Below are 14,361 nucleotides of genomic sequence, written 5' to 3' on the forward strand. Positions count from 1 at the left end.
TTCTGTACTTATGAACGTTGCACTTCCGTATTTTCTTCTTTATTCGACACGCCCGCTTCGTCAAAGCTAGCCATTTCGTTTAAGAAAGTGGCTGCTGCCTTGATGACGGGGTAAGCGACCGCTGCACCGGACCCTTCGCCCAGTCGCATACCTAGGTTTAAAACCGGTTTGGCGCCCAGGTAATCCAACATCAATTGGTGCCCTTGTTCTTCGGAAGCGTGACAGAATAGACAGTTTTCACGAACCGAAGCCTCAAACTGAATGGCTGTTAAAGTGGCTGCCGTCGCGATGAAACCATCGATCAGAATGACCATGTCCAGCTTTTTGGCTTCCAGGATGGCGCCCACCATCATGGCAATTTCCAGGCCGCCAAAGGTTGCCAGCGTTTCTTCCGGGGTCTGCGGGTTGTATTTTTTCGAAACCGCTTTCAGCACCCGGGTTTTGTGGTCCAGCTTTTCACCTTCCATGCCAGCACCTTTTCCGGTGCAGGTTTCAATGGGCAGGTTCAAAAACCGGTGCATCAGCAAAGAAGAGGGCGAGGTGTTGCCAATGCCCATCTCGCCAAAGCCAATGGTGTTGCAACCGGCCAGGGCTTCCTGCCGCACAAACGCGGCGCCCTGTTTCATGGCTTGGCGGCATTCCTCCGCAGTCATAGCCGGTTCCAGCATCATATTCCTGGAACCACGGGCCACTTTGGCATCAATGATTGGGGTGCCGGACGGGAAATCGTAGTCCACGCCCGCGTCGATCACCTTCAGGGTAATGTCGTTTTGCTTACAGAACACGCTAATGGCCGCACCGCCAGTACAGAAGTTCATGGCCATTTGCCAGGTCACGTCTTTGGGGTAGGGGCTTACGCCTTCATCGGTCAGCCCATGATCGGCAGCAAACACCAGAATGGCCGGTTTTCTCAATTCAGGAGCAAGCGTGTTTTGAATCATGCCCAATTGCAGGGCTATTTTTTCCAGCTGGCCGAGTGCCCCGAGCGGCTTGGTTTTCAAGTCGATCTTGTGTTGGAGTTGTTTTCTTAGTGAAGTCATTTGGTTGTCATTTATGGTCATTGAATAGTCATTGGTCATTGGATAATTAGTTATTGGATAATTGGTCATTTGTCATCATCCTGGAATCGCTATTTTCTATTCCGTTATTCCTGTTTCGTCCGAATGATCTCCGGTTCTATTCAACAGGTTTGCGCACGGACGATTCCGCTTTTGCATGCTTCTTCCCAGGTCGACACTCCTTCTTCGTTTTCCCTGGGCTAAATTCTTTAACCCTTTTCAGGGTTACTTTATTTTCACCGGAATTCCTGAAACCATCAGGTAAACGGTGTCAGCTTGCGCGGCGACAAACTGGTTCATCCAGCCTTGCAGGTCGGCGAATTTGCGGGCCATTTCATTTTCGGGATGAACGCCCATGCCGAGCTCGTTGCTAACGACAATCAGGTTCATCTCTTGTTCGGCGAATTGAGTCCATTCGGCTTTGGCAGCTTCAAGTGCTTCTTCCAATTGATAACCGCAGTCGTGAAAATAGTTGGTGAGCCAAAGGGTGATGCAATCCAGCAAAACCGTCTGTCCGCCAAAATCATGCTTCGACAGGTTTTTTTCTTCTTCCACGGTTTGCCAGCGTTGGTCGCGATCATCCTGATGGCGTTTAACGCGTTGGGCAAAATCCTCATCCCAAATACGGGCGGTTGCTAAATAGACGGGCTTTCCCGATTGCGCTTCAGCCAGTCGTTGAGCAAAACTGCTTTTCCCTGAGCGGGCTCCTCCGGTGATGAATGTGATGCTTGCCATCGTTTAAAAAGTTTCAGGTTTCAAGTTTCAAGTTCCAAGTTCTTGCAACGCGTACTGCTGAATTGTGGCTATAAACAAAGCAAGAGGCAGACTGAAATTTCAGTCGCCTCTTGTGCAATACAACTATCTGATTTTCTTAACAAGTTGCATCATTATTTAATCGAGAAAAATGGCCATGTTGGGTGACGCACCGACGGTCTTCTGGTCAATCAGTTCTCCGGATGGATCATAGATTTTCATCAATCCAGCTCCGGTCACACTTTCGCCGGTAAAAACATAGATATTCCCATCGTTTGGATTGACAGCCACCCCTCGTGGGCCCGAAAGACCGCTGACCAGCTTTTCGGATTCAAAGGTTTTTGTGGCAACGTCAAATACAGAAACTGCACCGGTCACATTCCAGTTTTCATCTGTCTCAGAAGTAATCACGTAAATTTTTGATTGATCAACATCCGTCACCATGATTGACGCGTATTCGTAACTCACATTCGGCAAACTGTAAACAGTCGTCAGTTCATCGGTGCTTGTATTGATGTACCCCAGACCCGTTTCTTCGGAAGGACTTGAATAGGTGTTGACCAGCGAAACGTACAAATTGCCGCTATTGTCTTTTAAAAAATAAGAACTAACGGCAGGCGTAACAATGTAGGAAATCGCCTGGTTATCAAGATCAATCACCGCCACGCTGTCTTTGTAGTTTAAGGCAGCGTACAATTTGCCATTGGCAATCTCAACACCTTCGGGACCGCCAGGCAGGCTAATCGTTTCCTCAACCGTTTGCGTCTTGATGTTGTATTTGGCGATATAGGAATTGGGCATGATACTCCAACCCGCATCAGGCTCCCCCCAACAAGAAACGTACAAGTAGTCACCACTGGCCACACAAGCCCGGGGCTTGGTGATTTGATCAGTGACCCCATTTTTTGTTTGCTCAAATAAGGGGTCAACCGTGATGATCTGGTCCGGGTTGTTTCCCATCATAAAAATCTGATCATCGTATTCGTAGGCATACTGAATATTGGACAACAATTCCAATCCGGGGTTTTGCTGCTGGTAATAGAAGTTGGTCAATGCATCCGTGCCATAATCATATTTGGAAATGCTTGCCCCGCCATCACCATAATTGCCATAGTTGATGATGTAAGCTCCTTTCACCAGATTACTGGGAAACGGATCCGGCTCGTCATCGTCTTTATTACAGGAACTCAGCACGGCCAGTGCGAAAAAGAGAACAGTAAAGTATTTCAAAAACTTTTTCATGAGGTATAAATTTTAGTTTAAAGAATATTCAAATTGGATGAAATACTGATTCGGAAGCTTCGTCCGGGCATGGCATAATACCGTTGGTTTTGGTAATCCACATCGAACAGGTTTTGAACCGAGAAAGATAACTTGAACTGTTGGCTGTTGTAATTGATCGACCGCAAGAGTCCACAGTTGGTCAAAAAATACGAATCAAGCTCATGTCCAAAGTCGTCGGAAAAGCGGCTGCCGGTGTAGGTGCCGTCAATATAAATTTGCCACTGTTTGCGGGTGGCCATCAGAAAGGCATTGCCCATGTGTTTTGGAACGTAGATCAACTGGCGATGCGTGATCCCGGTCTCCGAAATATTTTCCACAGCCTCTACCGGGTTGAAGTTATAATTTAGTTTGAAGTTCAGGTCTGTTGCTCCCAATTGCCAGTCGGTATTCGATTGTAATTCAATCCCTTTGCTGACCACCTCCATCAGGTTTCGGGCTTGCCACACGCCAAAGTTCCGCCATTCAATCCAGTTTTTCACGTCCATATAAAAGGCGTTCAGCTTCAGTTCCGATTGAAAGCCGGCATCGCAGTAAATATAGCTCAGCCCTGCTTCATAGCTCATTCCATCTTCCGCTTTCAGGTTGGGATTTCCCTGCGTTCCCCAGTAACGGTCGTTGAAAGTCGGCACGCGGAAGCTTTTGGCGATTGCGGAACTCAGCTTCAAGATCGACGTTTCATTCGTAAACAGCCGGTATTCGGCGCCGAGCGAAGGGGTGAATGGAACGGAAAAGTTGGTCACAAACGATTGACGCAGGTTAAGCGTAAGCTTGAGTCGCTGCCAGGCAGTAAAGAAAGCTGAAAAATAGGCATCCAGATGCTGTTCCGAATCAATCACTTCCTCTGAATATGCGTACACATCCGGCACGATGTACCGGTATTTTACGCCAGCTTTATAACCCAATCCGGGATTGAAATCCTGCTTGAGCTCCAGCTCCGAGATCAGGCGGTCGGTGCCAATGCGTTGTTCTGTAATGCTGTCGTAAACCTGCACGTCATGCACGTAGCCGACGCCAGCCCGATAGTTCAACGAACGCTTGTTGTTTTGATATTCGGACCAAATCCTGACATGTTGGTTGTCCAACTCTTCCAAAGTTTTCAAATTCAGGTTGGTGGGCATGTTGGGCTGTACCTCATGCCAATCCTGTTCCAGCCAGATGGCTGATGTGATGAATTCATCGGGATGAAACCGGTAGTTCAACTCCTGAATCAACCCCCTGTTTTCGACAGCTGCTCCTTTTTGTCGGTCTTTCACCGGATCGCGGTTTTCCACATCGCCGGTGTAAGGGTTTTCAAAAGGGAAATCATTCCTTTTGCTGAAGTAGAACAGGCGAGTGACGGACTCAAACTTCCCGTTTCCGGCAAATATTTTTGCTCCGTAAAGCTGCTCACCGAATGAACCTTGCGTGATGGTGGTTTTCAACTTCAGGCCATCGGTCCAGTTGTTTTGCAAACCCAGATAAATGGCGCCGCCAATTGATCCGGAGCCATTGACAGCCGATGAACTGCCGTATTGCAAATCCAAACCATCAAATAGGTAAGAAGGAACGGATGCCATGTTGGAATGTCCCAAAGTAAGGGAGTTGACATTGATACCGCCAAAATTGACGGAGGTGTGATTGGGGCTCGTGCCGCGCAAACGAATGGTTGACAGGCCGCCTGCATTCGATTTCACATAAATGGGAGTGAAACGCATCAGCAGGTTATCCAGGCCGCCAGCTTGAGCAAATTGCATTTGCTCAGCCGAAATGCTTTCCATTTTGGCACCGGCCTGGTACTTTTTGTACGGTGCATACGATGTGACCTCATGCAACAAAATGGTGTCGGCCACGCTGGGCTGCTGCGCATCAAGCCCACCAAACAGAAGGACCAATAGTCCTGATAAAATAAACCTTCTCATTACTAAAAAATTAGAATGAGCTTAGGATAAGATTTGTGAAAGATACGCGATTACATTTCACTAGCTTTATTCCCGAAGCCTTTGTTAAATATTCAATAGGATTTTGGCAGGTCTTCTGGCTCACCTCTCTTTCTGATGCCTTCCCGTTCGTCAGTTGCCGGACAGTGGCTGGGGTTTCAGAAAGATCATTCGAGGCTTACAGCTGCGGGTACAGCTCCGGATTCTAACCGGATTCCCTTTTGATCCTGATCTGGCAGTTGCCGGATCGTTGGAACCAAATCCGTGACAAATGTAGAGATTTTGTTTCCAAACTTCCTACTAAAAAAAAGAAAAAAACCGATCGTTAAACGAAACGCCAGATTTTCAGTCTAAAATTCGCACAGTTGAGTTTTTTTTCAAAACCGGGAAGTCCTTCGCATAAGCTTCCCGGTTTTTCCTGAATTGAAAAGAGGCTGCCCGTTAAGTTCGGACAGCCTCTTTTTTTATCAGACCGCTAATTTTCCTTGATCCGCTAGAAAATATAGCGTACACCTACCTGCAGTTGCCAGTTCTGGCTGTAGTTGTAGTAAGTTGAGTAGGATTTTGACAAATAGTTTCCATCGGAATCTTTCACCATGGAGAAATTGGGAACATTATTGGCGTCCACGCCTTCATACCTCAAAATCTGTCCGTTATTGGCTTCAAACATGTTCTTAACAACTCCCCATTCGTTGTTCAGCAGGTTGCCAAAGTTCAGGAAATCAAGGCTGAACTGCAAAGTGTTGGTTGTATTTCCAATCTTCACATAGTATTCACGTGCCAGGCGCAAATCGAACCGATGTACCCAAGGAGCTCTGGCAGCGTTTGCTTCGGCATATTCTCCTTTGTGCTTTTTCAGATAGTCATCTTGCTCCACAAATTCAAAGAAAGCATTTTCATCGGCGGCACTCACAAAATTAATCTCCCCTTTAGCACTTGGAATATAAATTAAATCGGAAGCATAACCATCGCCATTCATGTCGTTTGTATAGGTAAAACTATACCCGCCGGCTGAATATCCGGAGTAAAACAAATTAACGATCGTAGCCGATTTAAGCGTGTTGTTCAACCATGGAATTTTGTACGATGCAGATGCAATGGCTTTGCTTGGCACCACATATTGCGAACGCTGGACTTCAGGCAAATGCGGTCCGTTTACGGTAACAAGACCATTGTAGGCCGATGCTGCGTTACTCCCCGGCATGCCCGAAATTTCCTTTGATTCGGTATAGGTATAGGCAGCCATTAAACTCAAGTCTTCAATTGGCTCAGCTTTCAGGGTAATGTTTCCGATTGCACCCCAACCCTCATCCGTATTCGCTAAAACATAAGCGTTCTTTGAAGTATAGGTGATCTCTTCGCTATCCGGATAAATGTACCGGTTATCGGGGCCGTTAAAACGTTGCCAGCTATTGTCGGGTTGTTCCAGGTTATAGTTTTTCAGCATCACCCCATTGATGTTGTTGGTATAGATTCCTTCAACGGTGACTGACATGGGGAAAGAGACCGGTAGATTAAGATCCAGAGCCAAAGACGATTTCCACACCTGTGGCATTTTGAAATCAGGATCGATCGCGTTCACATCGCGTGGCAGGGCTCCATCTTCGGGACTAATGGTATTTTGAAGATTCAAACGTGAGATCATTTCGCCGACATCGGTCATCATGGGGCCGGCCAACGATGCCAAAACAGGATCAGCACTGGTTACATTGCCCTCCGAATCGTAGCGCGTCACTGCTGCATAGCTGCCTTGCACCATGCCTGAATTGGTGGGCATGTTGGTGAAGAACACCAGGGGCAACCTACCCGCAAATATTCCCGTACCACCGCGCAGTTTCATACTTTGATCGCCCTTCATATCCCAGGTGAAACCCACTCTTGGAGAAAGCTGAACTTTGGCTTCGGGCCATTCGCCGGTATCAATTTTTTTGCCGCCAAAATCCAATTCATAAATGGCATTGTTCCGAATAATGTTGTCCTCGTATTTCAGGTAATCGGCGCGAATACCGTAAGTTAATTTAACATCGGTATTCACATTCCATTCATCCTGGGCATACAAGCCAAACTGATTAAATGCCACTTCAGCTGCCGGACTTTTTTCACCATCATACCCATAGGTTAAGGCAAAATCCCGGGGTGCAGCCTGGTTTAAAAAATCGTCGATGCTGGCATAGCGATAATAACCCGTTCCATTTCGCATGTAGGAGTTATTGGCCATTTGGTGTTCAAAACTTACACCAGCGGTAATCTTGTGACTGCCCAAATAGAAAGTGGCGTTGTCGATTATGCTGAAGATGTTGTTGTTTACGCCATTGTTCCAGGTGAATAATTCGTAACCGGCCGACAGGTAGGGTTCAAGAATTTGTTGCCCGTCTCCGGTCACGCCGTTCATAATATCGATAAAAGGAAATGGCGACGATTCTGATCCACGGACATCCTGGATTTTCGTGTAAGTAGACAGGAATTGGTTTGAGAATTTTTCTGAAATACGGCTGTTCAAATCGAAGGAAAACGAGTTGACAATGTTATCCATCGAGTAAATGGAATTTGAAAAAGCCATGGAGTATTGAGAGATCCGGTCCATGTTCCTGTTTCGGAAACCCCCGTCGGTTGAATTCCCGTTAGTGGGGTTCCAGGCTTGATTTTTGGTGTAGTTATAGCGCAAGCTCACCTTGTTGGCGTCATTGATGTTCCAGTCAATTCGGGCCAACAGCTTTTTGTTGCTTTCGTCAGCCGGATAGCTGCTGTACGAACCTGGATTGTAGCCATAATTGTCAATCAAATGTTGCCGAACCCGCTCCATGTCCGACACACTTGTGCGCGAAAGCGACAAATCGGTATTGGCTGTGCCATCTTCCGACGGCCTCCAGGTAACCACTTGTCCCGGGCGTATTTCGTATTCGCCATTCACAAAAAAGAACAATTTATTTTTGATGATTGGGCCTCCAAACGTGGCGCCGTACGTTTTTGTCGATTCTTCGTCGCGTGCTCCAAAGTCAACGTCTCCAATCCGGTTTCCCCGCATATCCTGATTGGTGAAGTAGTGGTAGGCCGAGCCTTTAAAAGTGTTGGTTCCCGATTTGGTAATGGCATTGACACCGCCACCAATGAAATTCGTTTGGCGGACATCAAAAGGGGCAATCACCACCTGAACTTCTTCAATGGCATCCAGCGAAATGGGATTACCACCACCAGGAAGCGTTGAGCTCAATCCGAAGTTGTTGTTAAAATTAGCCCCGTCAACCGTGAAATTGGTCGAACGGCCGTCGCCTCCGGCGAAGCTCATGCCGTTGGCATAGGGCGAAATGCGGGCAATATCCGAGATGCTTCGGTTAATGGTGGGCATGGCGTTCATCTGCTCGTTCGAAATATTTGTTGTGGCACCCGTTTTGGTTGTGCGAAAAGGCGAAGCTTTTGCTCCCAGCACAACCACTTCGCCAACATCAACCGAACTTTCCTTCAATTTTGCATTTAAAATAAACGTTTCACCCAACGCCAGCCGAATATCAGCATAAGTTCCTTTGTGGTGACCAACAAAGGATACTTCCACGATGTAGGGCCCGCCTGACCGCATCCCTTGCAAATCGAACCGGCCTTCGTTGTTGGTGATGGTACCATACTGGCTGCCTGATGGTTCGTGTATGGCCAGTACCGTGGCTCCCGGGAGGCTTTCGCCTGATTCGGTGCTCACTGTTCCGGTCATTCCAGCCGTTGTAATTTGTGAAAGCACCGGCGAAGATGCCAGCAGCATGAAAAGAAAGAGTAAAGTGTAATTTTTCATTTTTGTCTTCATAGAACAATAGATTAAGATTTATTACAAATAACACAAAAACATACTTGTCAATAATTAACAACCTGTAACTTTTTTGTTAAGGAATTACGACAATTAAGGCACCTTGTATGAAACGGACCTCGTTAAGTCTTTTAAAGTACAAATTTATTGGCCGACAAAGACCAAGATATTGTCAGCTGTTTATATCTTTCAAGTGTTTTGTGAATAAGTTTTCCTTCAAGCAAAAGCGCCTGACATTCAGCTTGCTGTTGAAAAATCGGCTCAAACAACAGTCTCCGCAGGGCAAACACAAAAGCGGGTGCTGGAAAAAACGCATCGGTCTTCTTTTCAGAAAATACCGGAAAAATTGATTCGCTATAAATTTTCTGTTTCCACTTGGATTTGAAGGTAATTTTTAAGATTTTTGCATACCTACCAGTACCAACCGGTTAGGCTAACAATCTAAATTCTGAAAAATGAAAAGCTACTACTACTCAATTACGCTACTTTTCGTTCTTCTCCTAGGATTTTCATGTACCAGCAAGTATGAAGATGTTCCTTTTGAAGAACCCAACCCAAAACCTTGGGAAGATCCTGAAATCGTTCAAATCAACAAGGAAGCACCCCGGGCGCATTACATTCCTTACGCAACAGCCGAACAGGCCATCGCCGATGAAAAATGGGAATCGCCCATGCTGCTTTCATTGAACGGCACCTGGCAATTTCATCTGGCACAAAATCCGGGCGAACGTCCGTATTGGTTTTTCAAAAACGACTACGATACGCGCGATTGGGACGAAATCAAAGTTCCTTCGAATTGGGAAGTGGAAGGATTTGATTACCCCATTTATACCAACGTCAAATATCCGCATGCCAAAACGCCTCCGCTCATTCAGGATCATTACAACCCGGTAGGATCTTACAAACGAACCTTTACCATTCCTTCAGACTGGAAAGAAAAAGACATCATCCTGCACTTTGGGGCCGCCAGTTCGGCCATCAATGTTTGGGTGAATGAAGAATTTGTGGGCTACAGCGAAGACAGCAAAACGCCTGCCGAGTTCAACATTACACCCAAGCTAAAAGGTGGAAAAAACACGCTTGCTGTAGAGATTTTCCGCTGGAGCGATGCCAGCTACCTCGAAGATCAGGATTTTTGGCGCATGAGCGGGATGACCCGCGACGTGTTTCTGATGGCGCGTAACAAGCAAAACATTCACGATTTTAGGGTGACCGCCGGACTGGACGAAAACTACCAGCATGGAACATTTGCCTTGGATGTGGAGCTGAGAAATTCGTCGGATGCGGCACAACAAGTGACTTTGCAAGCCGAATTGTTTGATGGCGCCACCACTGTCAAATCGTTTGAACAAGCAATCGAACTGGCCAACCCCAGCGAAACAGTTTCGTTTGAAGAGACATTTGCCGATGTGAAAAAATGGTCAGCTGAACATCCGAATTTATACTTGCTGCTGCTTACGCTGAAAGATGAAGCGGGCAACACCATCGAAGTTCTTCGTCAGGATGTTGGTTTTCGCACAGTTGAAATTAAAAATGCCCAGCTAATGGTCAACGGAAAGCCCATTTATGTGAAAGGAGTCAATCTGCACGAGCACCACGATGTAAACGGCCATGTGGTGGACAAGGAAACCATGTTGAAAGACATTGAGATCATGAAAACCCACAACATCAACACGGTTCGTACGTCGCACTACCCTCAGCCCGAACTGTGGTACAAACTCTGCAGCCAATACGGGCTTTACGTGATTGACGAAGCCAACATCGAGTCGCATGGCATGGGCTACGGAGAAGAATCGCTGGCCAAAGACCCGGTTTGGGGCACAGCCCACCTGGATCGTACCAAGAACATGTTCGAGCGCGACAAAAACCAGCCGTCCATCATCATTTGGTCACTGGGCAACGAAGCCGGAAACGGCGTCAATTTCATGGCTACTTACAACTACCTGAAAGAACAAGACTCCACCCGGCCGGTTCAGTACGAACAAGCACACGGTGGCGAAAACACGGACATCAATTGCCCGATGTACGCACGAATCGAGCACATGGAAAACTACGCCAAGTCGAATCCTTCCAAACCGATGATTCAGTGCGAATACGCCCACGCCATGGGCAACAGCGTCGGCAATTTGCAAGATTACTGGCACGTGATTGAACACTACGATGTCCTCCAAGGGGGCTGCATCTGGGATTGGGTTGACCAAGGATTATTGACCACGAACGATGAAGGTGAAGAATTTTGGGCTTACGGCGGCGACTTTGGCCCGGACACGGTTCCATCCGACGGCAACTTCTGCAACAACGGGCTGGTTGATCCGGATCGCGGAATTAAACCGCACCTGTTGGAAGTGAAGAAAGTTTATCAAAACATCGGCTTCACCCCTGTAAACCTGAAAAAGGGTACTGTTGAAATTGAAAACAAATACACCTTCACCAACTTGTCTGAGCTGGATATCAGCTGGAGCATTATGGAAGATGGACAGACAATTAAAGAAGGAAAGCTTGTCAACTTTGAACTAACTCCCGGCGCGAGACTCGAAGTTGACCTGGATTATTCCATCGACCCGGCACCGGGCACCGAATATTTCCTGAACTTCTCTGCAAAAACAAAAGCGGCCCAGGGACTGGTTCCTGCCAATTATGAGCTGGCTGCCGAACAAATCGTGCTGGCCAGTTTTATCCCACTTTTGATCGAAGCGCCGAGATACAGGCCTGTCCAAAAGACCGATACTTCCGATTTTCCATCTATGACAGCCAGTGAGACCGATTCTGAAATCACCATTCAGGGCGAAGGCTTTAGCCTGACTTTCAATAAGGAAGCTGGCGTATTGAGCAGTTTCCAATCGGGAGAAACTGAATTGCTGAAAGAAGGCCCGATTCCGAATTTCTGGCGTGCACCAATCGACAATGATTACGGAAATGGCCTGGATCAACGGAGCCGCGTATGGCGGAAAGCAGGCGAAAACCGGAAAGTGAATTCCGTCAAGCTGACTAAAAAAGCAGCCAACCAAGTGGTGGTCGATTTCAAATTTGACCTGACCAATGAGCAAGGGGAAAAAATTGCCGACTACAGTTCAAGCTATACCGTTTATGGCAGTGGCGATGTCGTGGTCAACAATCAGTTTGAAATGACAAAAGACGAGCTGCCGGAGATTGTCCGCATGGGCATGAACCTGCAGATGCCTCGCCAGTTTGACCAAATGAGCTGGTTTGGGCGCGGACCGCACGAATCGTACGAAGATCGTAAAACCTCGGCTTTCGTCGGCAAGTATTCCGGCTCAGTTGCTGATCAATATTGGGCTTATCTGCGCCCACAGGAGAACGGCAACAAAACCGATGTCCGTTGGATGACGATCACCAATGATGCCGGAAATGGCCTGCTCTTCGTGGGACAACCGTTTTTGTCAGTGAGTGCGCACCACAACATCATGGAAGATTTTGAATCACCGGGACGCACGGACGGACGTCAGATTGAAGGAGTGGAGGTTGTGAACCGTCACACAACCGACGTCAAGCCGCGCGATCTGACCTCGGTGAATATCGACTACAAACAAATGGGCGTTGGTGGCGACAACAGCTGGGGTGCCTGGACACACGAACAATACCGTCTGACCAAAAGAAGTTACAGCTATTCCTTCCGGATGCGCCCAATGACCACAGGCGTTAATCCCATTGAAAATGCAAAGATGAAACTCAACTAGTACTAATAACCCTCACTCCGAGGCAAATCCCTGGCAGAATTTTGGTCTGCCAGGGATTTTTTTTGGTACAGGGACGAGGAAAAGAGCCAGATGAATTATATGGGTGTGAAAAAAAATCAGATGCTTTATAACAGTATTTTGTACTTTAATTCGGGACAGCTTTTGAAACAAACGAGTAGGTGTCTGGTCGTCAGGTGAATACAAAGATCTAAAATAAGTGTCTGTTTCGAAGGCAGCCTAGGATAGGTATGACATAAAACATAAGCTGTAGGAGGGAAAAGAAAAAATTTTACCTTTACGGACCTAGCCGAAACCAACAAATTGCCTGTTGCTTGTGCGTATTGCTTGTGCTTAGAAAATAGATTTGTTGCCAATGGACAAGAGTATTGATATATTACTTGCTGGGATATCAATGAATGAGGAGGCTGCCCTGACTAAACTGATCGAACACTTTTCGACCGAGCTGTATATTTTTGCGTTTGGACTTGTGAAACGGAAAGAGGTTGCCGAAGAAATTGTGAGCGATATTTTTTTCAGATTATGGAATGAACGACAGAATATCGGTCGAATTCATAATATCCGATCCTACCTCATCACAGCAGTCCGAAACAACTCGCTGACCTATCTTCGATCAAAAAACAACAAGCCCCATCTGACTCTGGACGAGATTGATACCTTCGAGCTTGAACCACTACAATGCCCGGAAACAATACTGATAGACAAAGAAACGATGGGGCTCATCAACAGAAGCATTGCGCAGCTGCCGGCAAAAAACAAAATGATCTTCACGCTGGCGAAAATCAACGGACTAAAATACAAGGAAATTGCGCTTTTGATGAATATTTCAACCCGAACCGTGGAGAACCACATTGCTGCTGCAATTGAACGAATCGATACCATACTATCGCGTGAAAATCAGCGGGAATTGGATCAGCTGAAAAAGGTGATTTCAACAACGATTTTGCTTTTCCTTCATTTTTTTTAAAAATAAACGGAATCAAGCTAGGGGATTCTTTCGCCAAATGCATCTTTAAAATTGATGACCAAAATGTACGCGTGTAAAGTGGATACGAAACCAAGCACATATGAACTTCTCGCCCGGTATTTGGCGGGAGATCTCTCTAAGCGAGAAGCATCTTCATTAAAAAGTCGTGTTTTAGGCAATGACCTCAAATCCAACTTTAGCCAAATTGAGGAGTTTTGGAATATGAAAGTGGAAGATGAGCATGTTGCATCGCGCATCAGCCGCCGAACATGGCGCAAAATCTCGTTTCGAAACTTTCGGGATTTTCAGAATAACTTTCTTGGTTATGTGGCTGTTGTCTTGGTTGTTGTAGCCATTGGCTTCGGACTTTATTCCTGGGCAAAGCATTATCCGGTTGAACAAATCGAATACATCACTGATGCCGGCCAAGTGAATGAAGTCAGCTTGCCTGATGGGTCAAAGGTGTGGCTCAACGCCAAATCGAAACTCACTTACACCCAATATCTCATCGGAAGCGACCGCTATGTCTCGCTCGACGGTGAGGCCTATTTTGATGTTGTTTCGGATTCTGACAATCCTTTTTTTGTATCAACATCCGATGCGCAAATCAAAGTAACCGGAACCCGGTTTGCTGTCAGCGCTTATCATGACGACCCGTTTGTTACCACCCATCTGGAAGAAGGAATCGTAACCTTCATGACAAAAAAAAGTGACACCGAGCACAAACTTGCACCTGGACAGCTGGTTAAAATGGACCGGCAATCCGAATCACTCGAATTTAGCAGCCCGGAAAACCTCATTGCCGGTGACTGGAAAAACGGTGAACTCAACTTCTACGATGAACGTTTTGAGCGAATTGCGAAAAAGCTGGAAC

General features: G+C 46.7%; 8 protein-coding genes and 1 riboswitch. Of the genes, 3 read left to right on the top strand and 5 right to left on the bottom strand.

Annotated features, from left to right (window positions below; genetic code table 11):
- Positions 1-8 precede the first annotated feature (8 nt).
- From cobT to NC99_RS18285, 5 genes are all read right to left on the bottom strand, one after another.
- Positions 9-1,040, bottom strand: a complete 1,032-nt coding sequence (gene cobT, locus NC99_RS18265; RefSeq protein ID WP_053187260.1) for a nicotinate-nucleotide--dimethylbenzimidazole phosphoribosyltransferase — start codon at positions 1,038-1,040, stop codon at positions 9-11.
- Between the two features lie 243 nt (positions 1,041-1,283).
- Positions 1,284-1,793, bottom strand: a complete 510-nt coding sequence (cobU, locus tag NC99_RS18270) for a bifunctional adenosylcobinamide kinase/adenosylcobinamide-phosphate guanylyltransferase (protein ID WP_053187223.1) — start codon at positions 1,791-1,793, stop codon at positions 1,284-1,286.
- A 156-nt stretch (positions 1,794-1,949) separates the two neighbouring features.
- The gene (locus NC99_RS18275) at positions 1,950-3,053 is read right to left on the bottom strand and encodes a DUF5074 domain-containing protein (protein ID WP_053187226.1); all 1,104 of its coding nucleotides are present in this window, start codon (positions 3,051-3,053) and stop codon (positions 1,950-1,952) included.
- A 17-nt stretch (positions 3,054-3,070) separates the two neighbouring features.
- Positions 3,071-4,993: a TonB-dependent receptor plug domain-containing protein gene (locus NC99_RS18280; RefSeq protein ID WP_082326566.1), complete on the bottom strand. Its 1,923-nt coding sequence runs from the start codon at positions 4,991-4,993 to the stop codon at positions 3,071-3,073.
- 88 nt (positions 4,994-5,081) lie between these two features.
- Positions 5,082-5,287, bottom strand: a riboswitch (cobalamin riboswitch).
- A 217-nt stretch (positions 5,288-5,504) separates the two neighbouring features.
- Positions 5,505-8,804: a TonB-dependent receptor gene (locus tag NC99_RS18285; protein WP_053187232.1), complete on the bottom strand. Its 3,300-nt coding sequence runs from the start codon at positions 8,802-8,804 to the stop codon at positions 5,505-5,507.
- Between the two features lie 455 nt (positions 8,805-9,259).
- Here NC99_RS18285 and NC99_RS18290 point away from each other — a divergent pair, with 455 nt between their 5' ends.
- The 3 genes from NC99_RS18290 to NC99_RS18300 all read left to right on the top strand — a co-directional run.
- On the top strand, positions 9,260-12,502 hold the full coding sequence (locus NC99_RS18290) for a glycoside hydrolase family 2 TIM barrel-domain containing protein (protein ID WP_053187236.1): 3,243 nt from the start codon (positions 9,260-9,262) through the stop codon (positions 12,500-12,502).
- Between the two features lie 373 nt (positions 12,503-12,875).
- Positions 12,876-13,487 carry an RNA polymerase sigma-70 factor gene (locus NC99_RS18295; RefSeq protein ID WP_082326567.1) on the top strand — a complete coding sequence of 204 codons (612 nt, stop codon included), beginning with the start codon at positions 12,876-12,878 and terminating at the stop codon, positions 13,485-13,487.
- A 54-nt stretch (positions 13,488-13,541) separates the two neighbouring features.
- A partial coding sequence (locus NC99_RS18300; RefSeq protein WP_157625062.1) for a FecR family protein occupies positions 13,542-14,361 on the top strand: 820 nt, incomplete at its 3' end.

Origin of the sequence: Sunxiuqinia dokdonensis (assembly GCF_001270965.1) — a bacterium.
Lineage (GTDB): Bacteria > Bacteroidota > Bacteroidia > Bacteroidales > Prolixibacteraceae > Sunxiuqinia > Sunxiuqinia dokdonensis.